Here is a 20,162-nt window from a genome sequence, read left to right as displayed (position 1 = left end):
TTCTAGAACAGAATTAATCTGCAGTGACATTAAATTTAATGTTTTTCACAAACGCATTTTTGGTGTTAGCAATATCTTGCGTGTTGTTTTCGTAAGGCAAGTAAGTATAGTGTGAACCGATATTTTGAAAATAATCATCATTATTTCTATTTAATAAACCTAACAAGTGATTTTGTGAGTTTCACAACTCAGTTGTTTTACCAGGTATACCATAATCAGGAGTGCTTGTCGAAATATTGTAAGAATCACGGAAGACAGTTTCAGTATCGAGGTTAGTTGTGCCTGTGTAGAGTTGATTATCCGAAATTAAGTTTGAGTTATTAACACTTAACATCGAACGGTAGATGACACCATAACCATAAGGATTGTCGTAGATGAGTGAGTTACCTGAGTTGTGGAAGTGCATAATTTTCATATGCGTAGGTTCAAGCCGCAATCTTTGAATTCTGTTTTCTGTGCTTCAATTATCAATTACTGTTTGGTAAGGAATTTTAGCTCCACTAGAATTACCACCTGGGTTAAATTGACGGAAGGCGCCATTGTTTTCACTTGACATTTTATATTCGAAACGTTTAGTTGTATCAACTATTACGTTGTAACTAATGAATTTGGTGAATTCTTCTGGTGTCACGGTGCGTTTAGCATCGTTGACATCAAAGACGAAACCACCTTTTTGCGTTGCACTGTTAACTGCTCAGACTGTGTCGAATCATTCTGTACTTTTGGCATAACGACTTGCATCAAAGTTATTGCTCCGTAAAACTTGGCCGCCCATACCTGCGGGAGTTCAGTTGTCAAGGATATTAGCAAGGAAGGCTGCTGATGGTAAGTAAGTGTAAGTTTCAGCATTTTTCACATATGCTGAGAGGTTACCGTTGTTAGCGTCAACGTTGAACTTGAAGTTAAAGTAGAACACTTGTGCACCAAAGTTAGCAGTGGCAAGTTGTTGGTTTTCTGCGCTACCAACATGTCTGTAACTATCAGCATAAACAAGTGAGTTGTGGCCACTTAAGTCGACCATTGTTGAGTCAGTCATAAATGAGTGTGCACTGTCTGAATCAGGTGCGCTGGTATTGTATTCTTTGTGGTAATTAGGAAAGTTAAACTGGAAGTTTCGCAAGTAAGTTCAATCTGGATCAGAAATTACAGATGCACACTGTTAACATAAACTAATTTAACTGTGTCCGACACACGTGAAGCTAATGGCCCCATCATTGAAGCATATTTGCTTACGTAAGTATCTCAAGTTGAACCTTTGTCCAAGGTTGGTGTTGAGTTAAGTTCCGCAGCTTCATAAAGATTTGAAGTGTTCGTGGTGTAAGTGCTTGAACGAGCTAGCGCTGAGTTTGGTTGGTCATACATAAGGAGAGTTCAGTGGTCATTAGATGCTGCTGGCCGACCATTTTGCGCCAAGACTTTGGTAAGTGAATTATTACTTACAGCAGTAGGTCACACAGGGAAAGTATGGAATGTGAGTGGTACTGTTACAACCACACTAAGTTCATTCTCAGCAGCATTGTGTGCTAGTTTGACAATTTGGTTGTCGTAATCAAGATAAAGCGAACTAAACGATTTACCGTTTGCACCTACTTTATAGTTACCTTGGATGATTCTTTCACCATCCATTTTAAAGAAGTTGTTGTGATACTTAGGCATAAAAGTTTTTCAACCCACAGTACCGTTACTTGATTTAAAGTAAGGATCAACGCTAGCATTAAAAGTTGTGTTGGCATAAACTCCAGCATCACCTTCATCTTGACTGCTAAGATTTAGTCTGTCGTAAATTGATTTAATTGCGTAATTTGCATAGTTGGTACGACTTTCTAACGAAGTTCAGTTAATGTTGTCGTAGTCATTGTTTAAGTTAAACAATACTTGTGCACTGTTAGCAGAAGTAACTCTTGAAGTGAGATTACTAAATAACTTGGTTAAGTTAATCATTGATTGGTGTGGTTTAATCAAGACATTTGGTGAGATTTGACTTGTCACTCACTGATTACCAACTAATTTTTCAATTCTTAGCTTGGTAATAATGGTTTTTACTTCAGTTGCGTTTTGGAATTTTTCACCCTCATCTGTACTTGAACTACCATATTTTCACCACTCAAGTTTGCTGTTTTTACTTTTTACTAAGATCTTAATTCTAGTGTTAGCAAGATTAAGTTCGCCAGCAGTTATGTTTGTGCCGTTGGCACTCCAGTTGTATTCACTTTTTTCTGGAGTTTGTTTTAAACCATAGAAGAAAGTAAAGAGGTCTTTGAATTTCTTATCATCAGTAACATTAAGTCAGTGGAATTTGGTATTTGATGTGTCAGAAATTGAACCCGCACCCGAAATTAAGTTAAGGTCAAATTCTGAAGTATCTTCTAACACGTTATTAGTACTTAAGCTAGTACGCACATTTTCTAAATAGGATGTAAAGTTAGTGTTAGTTACACCTGGAGCAACTTTATTGGCCGCTAACATTGAGTTAGCAGTAGTGTCAGCTGCAGTTGAGGTTGGAGTTACTACGCTTGGTGCGTTGTTATCACCGGTAGCTAAAATGGTTGCAAGAGCGTTTTTAGCTGCAGCATTATCTTGAAGAAAGGCAACATTAAATTGTTCAGCAGCAAATTCACGTAGATAGCTATAGAATTGGCTTAGATCTGTCAAGGTAAGATCTTTTCTAAACAAGTCTGTTGATGCATTCAATGAATTTTTGACAGTTGCACTTTGACCATAAATTGGGTCAATATTCATCAAATTAAGGAAGATTTGTGCTCTGTTTCTAAAGTCTTTGAGAATATGAGCAGTGAATTTTTCGTTTTCGAAAACGTTAGTTGGAGTTTCTAAATAAGCACCAGTGTCCTGGAAATTATAGTTTCCAGTGTAACTAAAGTACTTAATAAAGTTCACAATGTCTTGGGCATTGAATTGACCAAAACCATTGGCTACATTTTTACGGTTTTGTAGTGGTGATTCTAAGTTAAATAACTGTGTCAACATGTAGAATGGTGCAAAAGTACTCAAGTTGTGTGGTGCTGTTGCGCCATCAAGTGCTTCTTGGTCACCACTATTAGGTGCTAGTGCATTTCAGACAAAGCCTTGATTTTCAACATCAAAGTTAATTAAACCATTAGTTACAGTTATGTTAGTTGGTACTAAAGCACGTTTAAGGGTACCAAAACCGTGTGCGAAGCCAGCAAAAAGATCCATGATGAATTTCAATGATGATTTCACACTAGTGTTTGCATTTGGCACGTTGTCGACGGCGTCTGTGCCAACCACATCACTTGCAATGTTGTTAAGGAAGGCATCGTGTGGGAAGGCAGCAAGGACTTTTTTGTCGTTAACCACTTTCGTCTTAGTAAAGGCACTAATGTAAGGGTTTAGTGGTGTGTAAGTCTTGTTACCGGCATCGTTTCAAACTTCGACGTTGTAAAGCGTTGTGCGTAAGGTTTTAAGACGTTCCACGTTAGCACGGTAAGCTACTTTAAAGGCGCTCCGAAGTGAACTGGTGAGTTCTTCAAAGTTTCTTCAAAGGTCTTTAATCTTGCTAAGGACTTCACTAATCATTTCCATTCTGGTTTTGAAGTTAGTGTTCATATAGTCACTTTGGTGGTTGATGTTCATCAACTCTTTCACAGCATCAATTGCTTTGTTAAGTGACTTGCCTTTCAGCATTGCGTGTTGGAAACCACCATCAACTAACAAGGCGTAAGTACCATAAAGCACTTTTTCTTGTAATCATTTTGCGTTAATAGTTTTAAGGTCGTTTGCTAACACAAAGTTTTTGAAGGCAGTGAGTGCATTAGCACTTGCTAAGGTTTCATAAACTCTAGTTCAAGCCTCACCATACTTAAGATTTGCTCTAAAGGTTGCATCCGAGGCAGTTGAGAAGTATTCAAGGAATCTTCTTCAGAAGAAGTCATAAGCTACGTTTAAGTAACCTAAGTTAATTGCATAGTTGTTGTCAGTTTTCGCAGTTGCTAACTCATCAAGATAGTTAGGAACTGCACTTTGTTCGCCATTTAAAAGAAGAGCGTGCAAGTCAACTTGCGAACCAGCATCATCATTAATGTTAGTTAAAGGATTCTTGATTGTATCACTTCGTTCGTCAGTTGCAAAACTAAGGAACACTGGGTTGTTCAAAATAGTTTGTGTGTGAACATAACGAGGACTCGAATCATTAGTAGCTGGCTCTTTAAACTTACCATCCATAGTATTACGTGATGATAAAACGTTTGAAAAGTCAAAGTAAAGCGAAGCATAACCACCAGTGTATCAACTTAAGTCTTCAAGGGCAACGTTGCTTGCGAAGTTAGTTAAGGCTGGTTGGGCAAAGACTAAGTTTGGAATGTAAGCATCAGTTGGGGTTCAGTATAAGTCGGTTGTACCTTGGATTGGACTATTTGTTGTTGCGTTTGTGACAGGAGCACCAGCTTTAAAGCTAAAGCCATAACTATCAACTGCTCACCAGTAGTTGTTACGGTTAGGTTGGTTGTTTTCCCCAGTAATTGGTGTGTAGTTAGTGCCTGGAGCAAACAAGGCTGAGTAAGCAGTTTTACCTCTGTGTTCAAGCGCTTCTTGGTTACTGCTGTAATTTTGACTATAAAGCACATCAGTGTAGTAACCATTCAAGTCACGGTGTTCATTACCACTATTAGGTGTTGGGTTTGGATTTTCACCAATACCACTCTTATTAGCACCCATTGGGAACACGTTTTGCAAGTAAAGGTTAGCTTGGTAAACATTAAGTCGTGCGTAAAGAGTTGATAACAACGATTTTCACGATTTCACTTGGGCAACGCTTTCTGGAGTTGCACCAGGAGTATTAGTTGATGGTTGCACCGGCGCAGTTGAACTTGAAAAGTCAGCTGTGCCACCAAAGAATTGAGCTGGGTTTGCAATTGGCGCATTGCTTGTTTCTTGGTCGGCAACTTGACTGTAGAGTTGTGCCAAGACACGGTAGTCATAAGCTAAAGCAGCTGGCAATGGTGAATTGGTTTCACCAAGGGTCACATTGCCATTAAGAGCCGCACTTTGGTCAGCATTAGAACTAAGTAATAAGTCAAGGACTTCAAGGTAACTCTTGTTTGGTACCGCTTCACTGCTGATAATAGCTTTTTTGACAAAGTTTTGAGCAATTTCTTTGGTGTATCTGAAGTAGTCTTCATTGACTTTCAGTGCCATGTGCAACATACGAGCAAAGGCAAAAGTAATTCTGTGAGCTTGTTCAGCTTTTAAGGTTGCAAAGTCGTAAGGTTTGATACTGTTGATGTCAAACATTGCGTTAACTAAACGTCAACCAAGGTAAACGCTTTCAGCGTTGCCACCTTTAACGCCAGCAGTAAAGCCATAGTTAGTTATGACTTCTTGGACATAAGCAAGTAAATTAGCATCATTGTGCAAGGTGGTATCACGACCAAAAAGTGCTTCTAAGACTTGCATATACATTGGTTTTTGCTGTGCGTCGTGGGCAAGCGTAAAGGTTTTGAAGGTGCCATCAGAAAGTTCGGTGGCACTTGTTACCGCAGTAACGCTAGCAAAAATATCATCAAAGTTATTTGCAGTAATACCAAATTTGTCTAACAAGTAGTTAAAGTAGTGGAAACGGTTGATAATCACTTCACCAGAAGTTGGTGTTTTTCACTGGTTAGCATCATCATAGAATTGACGGTACAAGTCACGACCAGTTGCTTGGTCACTAAGAGTAACACCAATCCGTGTGAAGTAACCATTTTCGCCAGTAGCTTCGGCTTTATCAAAACCATCAACATTATTGTCACTAAAGACACGTTTGCTATTGAAAGCAGGTAGTTGTGCGGAGGTTAAACCTTGCGCACTGTAATTAGTTGTAATCGCTTGCGCGTTATCATGCAACGCGTTGATAATAGGGTCAACTTTGTCAATGAGTTGACTTTGAATTTTAGCTTCAAAGTAAGCAGCATTAAGATGTTTGAATTCTACTAAGGTTTCTTTTCAGTTCACAAAGTATTGGTTCAAAGCACTTCTGTTACCTAGTACATTAGTAATGTATTGTTCAATTGCTTTGCCAGCGGCAAAGTTGTTGGCAAAGGTACCGTTGTTGCTGTAGTTCAAACCATTAATGAAGTTCAAGCTAACATCAAGGTAACCATTTTGTTGCACAGTATTGTAAGCTAGGAACATTGGCAACACATAAGTTGAAACTCATTTGGCCATAAAGGCACGCGCAGCAGCCATATTAACTGTTAGTTTACCGTTGAGATCTTGGTATGGAGTGAACTTAGTAAAGTTAGGATTGTCAAGTCAACCAGGTACTAGATTTGGTAAGTTGAGTGCTTTGAGAGCTTCAAGAAAGCGAGCATCTTTTTCAGCAGCTTGTTCTTCAGTTTGGTTAAAGTTTGGATCAATTGCAAAGAAAGCACTTAAAGCTTGGTCGTAAGTTAAACGACTATTTGCATTTAAAACAGTGTAGTTATTGTTGTCGTCAAGTTTGACAAATCTACGCATGAATAAATTGGTAAGGCTACTTTCCAAGTGTTGCATTGTGTACTCATAACCAGCAGGATCAGTCACACCATTAGTAAAGAGTGGTGCTAAGACTGGTTGTGCGGCAGCAACATTTTGCGTTGTTGCGAAGAAGAAGTGCAAGAAGGTTTTTAGTTGTTTTTGCAACTGACTTGCTGCAAAGTAACTACGCGCCGCTGGGTTGTTAAAGTCACCAGCTGCACCACCAATGGTAAGGTTGGCACTAGTTGCTATGGTATCTAACAAGTTTGGATTAGTGTTGATTCCTTGAGCTAAAGCGTCACTGAAGTTACTATTAACCATTCAACCATAAAGTTGTTTGATGGCTTTATTAGTAATTTGTTGTCAAAGTTTAGTTTTAGCATCTAAGGCACTCATGTTGCCAATGGTGGTTGGCACAGTTTCGTCAAAAGCATCCATTTGCACTAACACACTAAGTTTAGCTTGTAAAGCTTGGAGTTGCGCTTTGAGGGTTGGGTTGTTAGCTAAAGTAGTATCGTTAGCAAAATCGTGTTTCAAGAATTGCGCAAAGTTACGTTTCAAGCTGTTTTGGTTTTTAAGTAGTTGTCAGCTTGTCGCTTCCATTGTTTCACTTTGTGGTACTCATACGTAAGTGTCATCAGTAGCCATATCATTATTAGCGTCTGGTGCACCTCAGAATTTGTAGTACAAGAAACTTTGAAGCGCATTTTGAGCGGCAAAAGTTTTTGTTGCTAGGGCAGCAGGGTCAAGTAAATAGTCGCCACTAAAGTAACTAATTAAGTCATTTGCCTTATCTTTGAATGCCGCAAAGGAACTTGGGTCTAATTTTGTTTTATTGTCAACAAAGAATTGACTTGTGTCCGCGTTTTCAAACACATTGAGTGCGTTCTTCAAGTTGTCTTCTACACTGCGTGCATGTACTACTAGGTTATACAATTGGTCAATACTGTATGAGAACGCTGGCATTAAGTTGTAATTTCCTACAACATAAGGTTCATTGTAAGCACGAGCGCGACCGTCACTAAGCAACAACAAGTTGTTGCCGTTAGCAATGGTAGCGATAAGGTCGTTGCCATTGTTGTTAAGTCAACTTCACGCAGTGATGTTACCTAGGTCTAAGTTTGCTAAATTATCTGTAGTTAAAGCATCACTCTTGTGACCAAGGATCTCAAGAAATTTATCTGGACTATAGTTGCTAATGTAAAATTGTCCGTTAATTTCGACAGTTTGATCATTAGTCACATCACCAACAGAATCCGTAATAAAAATGTGTGTTGATTCACTAAAGGTAGCGTTGTATTTATCGAAATATCCTCTATATCTATAAGCTTGCGGAAGATAACTAAGTGCTACAGGGTGTAGTCTTCAAGCCTTAATCATAAAATCATAAACTTTGTTGAGTAAAACTTGATCTTCCTTCTTAAGCAGAGAGTTGAACGGTTGTTAATTAAGTCTTTTCAGAAGTAAATGGTTCTTCAAACTTGGAAGTTTTGCAAGAAGAAAGCAAATCTTTCGTGGTACACGCCCACAAGTCTTTCGGCATCATCAGGCATACGTTCAGGAGAGTTGCTACTTGTGAATAAACGTTCAATGTTTACATAAAATTCTTCAACTTGTTGTTCAAAATCACGATAAAGTGCCGCAACTTCATCTTTGAGTGACACTAAATGTTCATCAGTGAGCGTAGTAAGAGTAGTTGGTAAGTTAGCTTTAGCAACTAATATTGAGGCATCAAGGTTAGCTAAGTACTTGTGATAGTAAGCCTTAGTTTGGTCAATGAGACCTGCCAAGTTAGTTTTGAGAATTGTTTGGTCAGGTGTAACTTTGTAGTTGTTGATATCGAAAGCAAAAGTATTGGCTGGGTTAGTTATGTTAAATTTATTTTTATCTGCAGGTAGAACCAAATTCACTTCAGTCGGAACATCTGCACTTGGATCAAATTTATTCACAATTACTGGTGTGTTATCTGGCACATTGCTAATAAAGCTAGTTAAAAATGTGTTACCAAGTTGGGTAAGTTCTTGACCATTGTTTACAAATCAAAAAGTTTCAATTAAGCGTAAGAAAGCTGAGATTTTTTTGTAAGCAAAGTAATCTTGTTGTTGGTAAGTTTGATTTAAACTACTAAAACCATAACCAGTTGCTTTATTACGATAGAAAGTATCTGGCAACATATCCAATGGTTGTCCAGTCGCAATTGGATATTTAACCATAGCCGATCTTACAAAGTGTTCTTGCATCAAGTTTTCGAAACGAGTTGCATCTGTTTTAACGTTAGCAGGAGTAACATCGCCAATAAAGATATTATTGAGGTCGAAGTTAGCTTTGAATTGCGTAATAGCTTGTTGTATGTAATTCTTAAGTAGTACGACAACTCTTTGGTCAAGGTTAGCTGCAATTCTAGCGATAACTTCACGATTGTATCAACGAGCTGGTAAACCAGAAGTACCAAAGGCAAATAATGGTAGACCGTTCACATCAGTATTTAAGTAAATTTGTGCTAATTTGTCTACTTCAACAAAACTTTGGATGCGTACAAAAAGTGTCCTGATGATTTCTCCAGTAGTACTTTCGAATGAAGGGCCGCTTACGTTAGTAACAGTGTTATTTAAATTTGAAGCAAGAAGTCCATCATTGAAGGCAGGAGCTTTAAGTAGTCTAAAGTTAGTGTTTAAGTTGTTTAAAGCAGTTTGGAAAGCACTTCAGTTGTTGGTTGCTACACCAAATTCAGCTTCAAGGTTGTCAAATAAACCAAAGTAGAATTTTTTGATAAACGTAATGGTGTCAGCAAAATTACTCAAGTGGAAATCTGGCACAGTCACAGTAGCAAAAGTGTTTTCCCGCACCAAAATATCATTGCCTGCCGGAAGGTCGAAATAATCTAATAAATATCAGTATCAACTAGCTGAAGTTAAACGTGGGTTTTCGTTAACTTTAGTGTACTCGTAAGTGTTAGTAGTTGGATTGTAAGCTAAGCCAAAAACACTTTCAGTCACAGCCATAAAACCAGTACGAATTAAAGTAAGGAAACGGTATAAGTTAACAATAAAGTCACTAATTTCTGCCTTGGTAGCAGTTGGGTCATTAGTAGCTTGAGCTAATTTATCGTTAGCTAAAGTCGCTAACCCTTTGTACCAAAAATCAAGCATTTGAGTTGCAAAATTTTGCAATCTGGTAAGGTCGCTAGCACTTAACCAAGCTTGTTTGTCAACTAATGACACTGCATCTGCAAGCATTGCAGCTTGGTTAGCTTGCAAGATCGGTCCAATGTTAAATCATTGGTTCACCGCACGATCCATAGCAATTAAGTTAAGTGCTTGGGTATCGCCTAAAACTTCGTAAGGTTTAAAGTCTTGCGCAAAAATTGCATCTGGATGAATTTTGTGTGTGTTAGCAAGATGATAGTTATCAGCTTTAATAGTGAGTTTAAGGGTTGAACTCTGATCACCAAAGAGTGGTGCCATTGCTGACTGCAAGTTTTCATTGAGTGCCCGGAATTCATCAAGCCGATTGGTAATATATGTATTTGCTTGTTGGTCTGAACCACTAAGTGCGCTCACTAACGCTTCTAAGTCACGGTCAAAAGGGACTTGGTTGGCAACCAAGGCACGTGCTGCACCAGTAGCACCACGGAAGGCACTTAATAAGCGTGATGAGTTAGCCGCTGAAGAATTTGACGCACGGTCAAATTCAGCAAGGTCATAAGCTGCTTGCGCAAGATTAAAGACATACTTAAAGCTTGGACTGTAATTTTGATTAGCATTTAAGTCAAAATTATTCGTGCTATTAAGACCATAGAAAATGTTTTGGTAAAGCTTTAAGTACGCTGCATCGCTAAAGTTTGGATCAGTTGTTGCGGCTGCGTTGTTAACCTTGTTGGCATTACTTAACAATTGTGGTGTCAAGTTGCTTGCCACATTTAAATTCAACGGACCATAAAGTTGGTTTAGTGCTCGTTGCACGTTTTGGAACACAACTAAGTTTTTAGCTTCCGTAGTAGTTTCATTAACTAAAGCTTCTAAACGCGCAATGAGTGTGTGGTATGAATTGATTGAAGTTTGCATTGTCGCAAAGAAAGCTTGAAAGCGTTCTTCATTTCAAGGCGAACTAGCTGCGTTTCAAGTACCATCACTCAAACGCACAATTCCCTTGTCAACGGTTGTAGTAACAGTTTCACCTGTAGTGTAGGCAGCATTAGTCACTTGTGAGGTTGCTTGTTTGATTGCTAAATCAAAGTAAGTTTTGTAAGCAGTCAATAAGCTGAGTGTGGTTTGTTTTGCATTCACAACTTCATTGGTGTTTTGTGTGCTAGTATCACGACCTAAAAGGAGATAATCAATGTAAGTACCTTTAGCTACTTCAAGTGTGGCAAGGAAACCTTTAAGTTTAGCTACCATATCACTTGAGTTAAGTTGATCAGTATCTGCGGTTGTGAATTTTGTTTGTTCAAGAACAGTGAAAATATCTTGAATTTGATGGAACTGAGTTGCAAAAGTGCCATTTTCAAGTCCATTATTTCTTAAACCGCTTGTTAATAACTCGGCAGCACGAATGAATAATTGTTGACGCATTAAACTATATCTTGCGATATTGCTTAAGTAAGTGATGTAATCAGTGAGTTCTTGATTACTAAGTGGAACCTTGACAATTTCTCTAAGATATTCAGCTCGTACGTCTGTGTTGAGATCAACAACATTTCTTGTCATAAATTGCAATTCGCTAGCTGGCTTGCCTGTTTTTCTGAAAAGTTGTTTATCTACGAAAATAGCTAAATCATCAAAGCTAGAAGTTGCTTCTTTTTTGTATGCTGTTTCGAATTTTGCTAATCATAAGTACAACTGGTGTTTTAAAGTTTCTAATGGTGTTTGGCCATTAGTTGGTGGAGTTTGGAACCAATAATCACGATTAAGTAAATTCGTTACATTTGGAACTGATGCATCAGTGTGTGGCACCTGTAAATGATTAGTGTAGTATAAACTCAATAAATTTTCAGTCGGTGAATCAGAAGTGATTAAAAGTGGATCAGGTTTGTCCGTGTTGTAGGCAACGTTACCAATTTGTAACAACGAAAAGTACTTGAATAAAACTATTTTAAGGAATCAATTTTTCAGTAATTTTCCGTTTTCACTTTCTAGAAAACTATGATTTAAATAAGAATCGTAAAGTTCGTCGCCATGTTTAAATCATGACAAAAAGTCACGAAGGATGAGTCTAAAATTATCAGGATCAGGTCAAAAAATAAGTCATTCTTGTGAATTGGCTCATTCTTCTGTTGGCGTTCCATCGCTAAGCACGGTTTTGAATCCAATTTCAGGGTTATTGGTATAAACACTGCTGATGGCAGTCTCAGACATTTTAGAAAGATCAACAAAAATACCTTTTGTACTCTTAAAGTAATCAAGAGCGCTGGTGAATTTCGTATTGTCTTTCTTAGGCAACGCTTCAACGAAACCAACAAGAGAATTATTAAGTTCATTGATTCATGGCGCAAACTCAGAGTCTGGATTATTTGAAAAGTTATTTAATTCGCGGTTATATTCTGCTAAACGATCACGTTTAAATGCTAAGAATGGTTCTTTGACTAATTTTTCATAAGGGACATATAAGTCTGAATTAGTTGTGGCGTAGTACTCAGCTAGTTTTGAGAGTGTGTTAACGCCCATTGCTTCACCGAAAACTTGAGTAACAAGTTGTTTCATTGTTTCGTTCAAAGCAATAACTTTAGGATCAGGATTAGTGTCAAGAAAACGATCAATGTCAGTAGAATTATTAAAAATTCTTCTCTCACCATTAGTTGGAAGAAGATCGTCTGGTTTGTTGTATTTTAATAATTCTAGATTTTGATGTCCTGCTTCACCATAAAAATCTTCTAAGACATGGATGTGAAACTTAGCAAAAGCCGTTGCATTCTTCGAAAGATTCCCATATTGGAAGTTAGCTTTTGCTAACAATTGATTCAAACTTAGAGTTTCACCTGTGGCATTCAAGGCGTTTACATCATTAATTAAGGTGTAATTTCAAATGTATTTAATAAACAATTTGTTTATTAAACGTCAGGTTTGTCAATAGTAGAAACCAATTGTATTTGGTAAGTTAACCAAACGTGAATCATTTGCTCAGTTTTCACTTGCTGCCTTACCAAGTTGGTCTTTAATTTGAGCTCTTAAAATTCTACCTTGTTCAAGGTTTGCAACAAAACCTTGGTTGTAAGTTACAACTTTTTGGTTTGTGCTAATCTCTTGAATAAGTTGACTAATAGTACTACTTTGCTCAGGCGAAACCATTGCCGTAGCATTACTTAAAAGTTGCAATTGTGTTTGCAATTGTGCCTGTAATTTTTTGTAAGTTTGTCAGAAGCTAAATTGAGCGTTTGCAGCTGTTGGAACCTCTTGGTTGTAAGTTCCAATAGCTGTTTCATAAGTTGAAGCCAAAATTGTTTCACTACGTTCATCAAGTTGGCTTAAATTTTGCTCAGCAACATAACTATACAATGCAGATTGTTTATTGTCTAAAAAGACGCTTTCTCAATCAGTTTTGAGATATTGATTTTCACGTACTCAGTTGTGAAGAAAATCTTTGAACGCACTATTGTCAAAGTTGTTTTGTCTAATTTGTTGTGCATCAACAGTATCAACAAAGTATTTAACAAGTGAATCAAAACGTAATAAGTATCGTTTAAATTCGCTCTTAAGTTGGTTTTGGGCTTTTAAATTGTTATATTTGTTAATAAAGTCGTGTAATTGTGCAAAATTAGCATAACCACTAGCCTGGTCATCAGGTGTAATGCCTGCGGCAAAGTTTGACGCGAAGTTAGTACTTAAGTGTGCAAAGTCTCAGTCTTCCAAGTTGTCTAGTTTGTCTTTCAAACCATACTTTTGGTAGTCTGTGTTAAGCACAAGCACACTAATATTTGGTTGTACTTTTTTGTCGTTAGCAAGTTGAGTTGCTGTTTCAGTTCTTAAAGTTTGGTAACTCTTAATGTCACTAACGTGTTGCACAATGTAAATTAAGTATTCCTTCAACAAACCAATTTTGGCATTATCACTTGCCACTTCGGCTTGTTTTGCCTTAATTTGTTCTCATAATTTTCAAAGGTTTACACCAGCTTGTTTAGCAGCATCAGTGCTTCAAGTAGTTACACCTTCACTGGTGGTTTGAAACTCTGTGAGCGCACCAAACACGTTAGTAATTGCTTCCTTAGCAAGTTCAACTAAGTTGGTAAGCGAAGCCATATCGTTAGTAGCACTACTAATGTACTCACGAATTAATTTGTTGGCTTCCACTTTCAAGTTGCTATAAGTTTCCCCTAAAGGTGCCGTTGGCAGATTGTTAATAACTGCTCACACCTTTGTACTAAAGACGCTATAACTTGCGTCATAGTGTGGGTCAAAGTTAGCTGGATCGATGTTATTGTAGTAGTTTTCGACAGTTTTAGCTAAAGAAATTAATTCAGTCGCATTACTTAAACGAGTAAGGTAGTCAGTAATTTTTGTGCGTGTGTTGTCAAGTTTAAGGGTGAGATCAGTTAAAAACGCAGGGTCGTCAATGTAGTTATTTTGTTGCGTAATGTAGTCACCAAAATCACGACTAGCTGTAAGATAAAAGTCTTGAATGTGGTCATTGAATTGTTGGGTAAGTGCTGTGAGTAATTCGTGCTTACTAAGTTCACTTGGGTTGGTCACAGCTTTTGGTTTGAGCAAGTAATAGTAATTACTGGTTTGACCACTTTCACTAATTTGCAAGTGTCCTTGTGTTGAATCGGCGTTCACTAAGTTGCTTAAGAACTTGTGATTAATTAAATCTTGCGCAATTAAAGCACGATAATGTCGCTCAGTTTGCAAGGTTCTGTTGCTAAAGTTAATGAGCATTTGGTCACTAGCTTTCACCTGTGCATACTCATCGGTGAAGTTAGTAGTTACGGTAGTTGTGGTCGTGAAAGGTTTATTTTGGGTGAGTAATTGTTCCAAAATGTGGATTCAATTGTTTTTGTTAGTCTCAAAATTTGGGTGGTTATAAATTTTAACTAACAAGTCTGGATTCGAAAGTGGGTTTGGCAAACTAACATTGGCAGCAGCAACTTCCATTGTTAAAACATTTTTGATGTTAGTTAAGGCTGCATTAAGGGTACGTAAGTAACCCAAGGTAGTGTCCATCAAAGTATTGTTAAGTTGTTGGGCTAAAGCTTGTAAGTCACTCACACGTTGTTTGTTTTTGTCTACAAAGCTGGTGAGTTTTTTGTCACTTACTTGGTGCATTTGGTTAGCTTGCGCAAGTAAATCACCAAGTGTATTCTTAATACCACTTGACATTAATTGTGCTTGGTTAGTAGTGTTGAGTTGTTGGATCTTAGTTCTAATGTCAGCAAGTTGTGCTTGCACCACTAAGTCGTCTTTTAACACATCAGCAATGGCTTGGATTTCCACACCCATCGCGTGAGGGCTAAGTTTATACTTACGTGCTAAAGCCTTAACTTCAGCGTCGTAATAGTCATAAAGTTCTTTGGTAAGAAGGTTTTTTTGTAACCCAGCTTCGAGTTCAACACGGAGTTGGGCAAAGAGTTTGTCAACAGCACCAAGTTCGCTCAAGTCGCTAGTTAACTCACGAGCAAGGGTACTAAATTTAGCAATAGCTTCTGGACTTTCCGCATTACCAGGGTTATAGGCCGGTTTGAGACTATAACGCTCAAAGAGCGCATCTGGGTAATCTGGATTAAGGAATTTTAAGTTTGCTTTAATAGTAGCTAACAACTTAGCTAAAGCTGTTTTTTGGGTTGGAATATCTTGTGGTTGTGCCGTAGCAGTTCAGGCATCAAGATAAGTTTGGGTTTGAGTTTGGACTAAGGTTAATTGTTCATCGAGTAATGCCTGGTCAAGGGCAAGTTGCATTTGGTTCACGAATTGTGCCACCGCATTGCGGTCGCTGGCACTGAGGTCACTTAGGTTGTTGAGTTGTTCGAATAACTGACGGATCGCACTAACTTTAGTTTGTAAAGCCACCAAGCTGTTGGCATCATTGCCTTGGTAGGTAAGTGCTTGTTGGGCAAGAGTTTTGGCAGCAGCAGCAAGGTTTTCTTCGGTAAATGAGTAACTAAGCGCGTAGTTTTGGACAGCAATCACGCTATCGCCAACAAGTTTACGCATTGCTTGTGTTGGCAAGGTGAGTGCTAAGTTTTTGTAGGTGTTAAAGTCGTAGTTAATGTTGAGGGCAGCGTTGGTTTGTAAGTATTTGTCAAGAATAAGTTGTTGTTGACGAAGTTTGTCTTTAAGAATAACATCAAAAAGCGTAATGAATTGTTGGATGAATTTTTGGTTGGTTCAGTGTGCCGCATCATCAAAAAGCGCTGGCGCCACAGCGGTTTCGTTCATCATTGCCGCACGCACGTTGTCTTCACGCAAACGAGCCATTTGCAAGTATAAAAACTCTTGCAAAATAGCTGCCGTGTGGGCATCTAAGCTTTCCACACCTAAGAAGTAGGTTTTTACGTGGGTTCATAATTCATCTTCATACGCATTGACTTTGGCAAGGAAAGCAAGTGGGTCAAGTTGTAACACGCCAGGTGCATCACTATATTCCCTTTGTGTTCAGGTGTCAATAATGGCTTGTTCTTGACTTTGGAGCCCCTGGATGTGGGTGCTAGAAAGATCAAGCAGTGCTGCGTTAGCGGCAAACCACGACTTAAAGTCACTAAAGTTTTGGTAGAGTGAAGTATCACGCGCTGCTTGCTTAGCTTCTTGGTGTGTGGCTAAGACGGTTCCCACCGAAGCCACAGGGACACTCGCACCAAGACCCAAAAGTGTTAACAGTGATCTCTTTTTCATAAAAATCTCCTTTAAAGTTTGGCAAGTTAGTTAGTAGTTACATTTTGTTACAAAACTTTTAATAAGTATGTCTTATTAAAAGTTTGTGATCATTTCGTTATTCGTTTTAACTATTGTTGTCACCGAAGTAGTTACCTGCAGTGTCAATGTCGTTAAGTTTAATTGTTACATCAAAGGCTTTAAGGCCTTTAGCAAATTCGCTTGAACCAAGTGCGAATGGGTTGAACAAGTTCACGTGCGTACCTTCTGAAGCTGGCACAATGTATTGACCAAAGGATGCATTCAAGATAGAGTTAACATTGTTGAATCAACTATCACGTGAGTGTCCGTAACCTTCAGTACCTTGCAAGTTTTGCACCGTACGTGGCAAGGTGTCTCTGAAGGTGCTGTTGTAGTTTCTTGGGGTTAATTTGAAGTTAAGTAAGGTGTTAGTTTCGTAAGTGACAGGACCATCACCAAATTCATTACGACGATTAGGGTTGTTAATTCAACCACCTCATTTGTACCAGTCAGAGTAAACTGATGGTAAGAAGGTCATCGTGTTGTAACGACGGTCAACTAAGTTGAAGGCATAAACAGGATCGTATTGGTTTGCGCCTGTGTGTTTGTCAACACGCGCAGCAATGCTCATTGACCAGTCGAACATAGCTTGTAAGTAAGCCTTAATTAAGGCATTTCTTAAGGTCTTGATGGTACCTTCACTTAACTCGCCAGCATCAGTGATACCAAATAAGTGTTTAATTGCATCACTAAGTGTTTTGTTGGTGTAGCCAATAGCTTCAAACCAGGTACGACCATCTTTAGTTCTTGGGTTTTTGAAGCTCTCAAAGTCGCTTTGTGAACCAGCACGGTTAGCAATAATGAAGTTGACTACTCCGGCGTGGGTAAGACGCACAAAGTTTGGTGTACCAGGACCACCTGATGATAACCAGTTAGCACCTGATTTTCTAAAGCTATTAGCCGTACTTTCGGTCATAGCTACTAAGAATCTTTCGTTGACAGGAATATTACCGTTGTCTTCTTTTAAGTGGACAGTCTTCACAACATCATTGATGTTTACGGCCACACCATCTTTAAGGTATTGACTCATCAATTGGTAGAACCCAAGTGAGTCAGGTGCCAAGTAACGAATTTGGCTCTCACCATTCTTAGGTCTAAAGATGTTATCAAGTGTTGAGTTAGCTGGAGCGTGGTTAAGGTCGTAAAGTAAGGTTGAACCTGGGTTGTTTTGGTGTTTGATACTTAAGTTGTCAGTGATACCAACATAAGTTACCCGACTAATACCATCGACTGAACCTGAACGGTCAATGTTCCGGCCGCTAAGTGAGCTCGCAGCTGAAGTAATTTGGTTAGTAAAGTTGACTGTACCATAGTTATCACCAAAGACATTGTATCTATCTGATGGGATTTCAGTCTTGTTTCCAAGCACAGCACCTCAGAAGACACTACCTTGGTAAACACTATCAGCTGGCACATAACGGTCAATTGGACCAAAAATATCTTCAGTAAAGTTGTTTTCGTCAAGTAAGGTGTCAACAATCCGGTAACTACGGTCATAGTTATTCAAACCAGTTTGTCTTGCCATATCAAGCAAGGTTAAACCTTTTTGTGCACCACGCACTGTACCTGACACGGTGGCACCGGTGTTATCAATATATTGAATTGGCACATCACCAGTGGCTGAACCAAATGGTGCGTAAGGATTGTCACTTGAGTAACCTTGCATGTGGGCATCATACTTACCGTAACCATCATATCTAAACAAACCAGCACGTGTTAAGTAACGGTTAGCATAGAAGTAAGGTTTAAGTGCTTGGTCAAACAACTTAGTGTCTTTGTAACCAAGACCAATCGTATTAGCATAATATATTCAACTAGGAATATCTATACTAGGTCCTTGGTAATAAGGATCAATTGTACTTAAGTGATCTAAGTTGTTAATGTAGTTGTCAGCATCAGGGTTAGCGTCCTTAGATACATATGATCTCTTGAGTGCTAACACACGCAAGTTTTGGTTGTTGAAGCCCATGAAATCATTTTGGGTACCATCTGCTGATATTTCCTTGTAAAGTGCCGTGTAAGTTGGCCGGATAACAAGGTTGAAGTGCATCAAGAACGATGGCAACATTGTGTTCAAACCTGAGAATGAACGGTCAAAGAAGTTTTTAGCATCTGCTGCACTTTGGTAAAGTGAGTAGTCCACTACTGGCACAAAGACGTTGATGTTAAAGAAGTAATCAGTCACACGACCATGGCTATCACGGGTAACTGAAGCATCACCAGGTTTTCAGTAAACAACTTTCTTCCAGTTAGCAGTGTTAGTTGGGTCAAAGTTTTCGTCAAAACTAGTTGGCACTTCCATTTGTTTGAATTTATTTAACTCTTCATATGATGAAAGTCAGTCATTGTCTTTGTCGTGGGTGAATTTAAGTCATGGCGCACCAGCAACTCACAATGGAATACTATCATCAAAGTTCAAGTTAATGTTAAAGTCATTTGCCGAAGTAGTTTTAAGAATTTCGTTAAGAGTTAAACCACGACTCGCACCAGTTAAATCACCAGTAGCAAGGTGACCAGCTTTAGTACCAAGGGCAAATTTTTCTTCATCATTTAAGTCGTTAGTACGCGTGTTAGTACCGTTTTTGTCAACTAATTCGGTAAAGAAGCGTAAGTTACTACGTGTAAGTTCGGCATTCTTGTTTTCGAAAATAGTTTTCAAACGCTCAAACATTGCGTTAGTTTCGTAACCTGAGTTAGCAACATCAAGAATGATGTTCTTACTTTTGTCAGCTTCACGCAAGTTTTCTGCCTTAATTGATAGGGCATCTGGACGTGCTGAAACTTTTAAGTCTTGTAAGTAGAATGACACTGGCGCTTGGTAAATGTGTTGTGCCATTGCGTTGTTTTCCAAGAAGGCTTTGGTGTTATTAGCTAAGTTTGGATTGATGTAGTAATGCAAATCAAACTTCACATCAACGGTTTTACCATTTGGAATATAACGTGGTGTGTATGCATTTAAGTCATATGCGTCAGCGTTAGCAGTGTTTTCCCCGTTGACACCACGGTTGACAATTGAGATGTAAATTGGTAAGCCAGAAGCACGGTTAGTACTGCTTCAAGGTTGACTTTGGTCTTGGAATTGTGGTAACAAGGCGGTTGTAAGAATACCAGTGCTTTTGGCTTGGTTTGCAGTTGCAAGTTGTGAACCAACAAATGGTAACAAGGCAAACAAGTCATTCGAGTTAAGTCTTCTGGTGTAATCCGTACCATTTTGTGAGTTAGTGATAAGGATTTCTTTGGTGTTACCAACATTTTGCAATGAGTTTAAAGCAATCAAGTTAGGGTTGTTTTCCATATTGTCTTTAAACGACCAAAGTGTCATTGGGAATGCTCTATTCACGTAAGTGTCTGGTTCTACACTTGATCAGTCATACTCAGCAATACGTTGTTTTGAGTAATTGTAAATTTCTTTTAATCTTTTGGCCACAGCCGATGCTTTGACATTTGAATTTAACTGAGTGAAAATTTGATTTACGCTTTCACTTTGGTTGGCACTTAAAAGATAACCATAAAGTTTCATTTGGTTATTTTTGTCTTTGAAGAATTCTGAGGTCAAGTATCTTGCGTGACTAAAGGCTACTGATAACTTGTTAAGTAATTCAGGTAAGTCAGCATTACCAACACTGTCGATCCGGTTAAGGACATCATCAAGGTTAGCTAGTTGTTGGTAAATGGTGCTAAATCAAGCATTATAGAAGTCGTTGTAACGAACATCAGCTGGGTCAAGTACACTCGCACCATAAATATCTTTGATGAGATTTTCACCATATTTAATTAAGGTGTTTTGGAAGTAGTCTCTAAGGAAATTAA

General features: G+C 38.5%; 4 protein-coding genes. All 4 read right to left on the bottom strand.

What is annotated here, in order from left to right; translation table 4 throughout:
- Window positions 1-13: 13 nt before the first annotated feature.
- The 4 genes from EXC55_RS03000 to EXC55_RS02985 all read right to left on the bottom strand — a co-directional run bounded on the left by EXC55_RS03000 (window position 14) and on the right by EXC55_RS02985 (window position 19,872).
- Window positions 14-1,036, bottom strand: a complete 1,023-nt coding sequence (locus EXC55_RS03000; protein ID WP_129623186.1) for a hypothetical protein — start codon at window positions 1,034-1,036, stop codon at window positions 14-16.
- 107 nt (window positions 1,037-1,143) lie between these two features.
- Window positions 1,144-7,854, bottom strand: a complete 6,711-nt coding sequence (locus EXC55_RS02995; protein ID WP_129623185.1) for a hypothetical protein — start codon at window positions 7,852-7,854, stop codon at window positions 1,144-1,146.
- Window positions 7,824-16,292, bottom strand: a complete 8,469-nt coding sequence (locus tag EXC55_RS02990) for an MICOS complex subunit MIC60 (protein ID WP_129623184.1) — start codon at window positions 16,290-16,292, stop codon at window positions 7,824-7,826. The genes EXC55_RS02995 and EXC55_RS02990 overlap by 31 nt, the downstream gene beginning before the upstream one ends.
- Before the next feature lie 106 nt (window positions 16,293-16,398).
- Window positions 16,399-19,872, bottom strand: a complete 3,474-nt coding sequence (locus EXC55_RS02985) for a hypothetical protein (RefSeq protein ID WP_129623183.1) — start codon at window positions 19,870-19,872, stop codon at window positions 16,399-16,401.
- Window positions 19,873-20,162 lie beyond the last annotated feature (290 nt).

Origin of the sequence: Mycoplasmopsis columbinasalis, from assembly GCF_900660705.1 — a bacterium.
Lineage (GTDB): Bacteria > Bacillota_I > Bacilli_A > Mycoplasmatales > Metamycoplasmataceae > Mycoplasmopsis > Mycoplasmopsis columbinasalis.
Note: the sequence above shows the minus strand (reverse complement) of the source record. Positions and strands in the feature narration are given on the sequence as shown.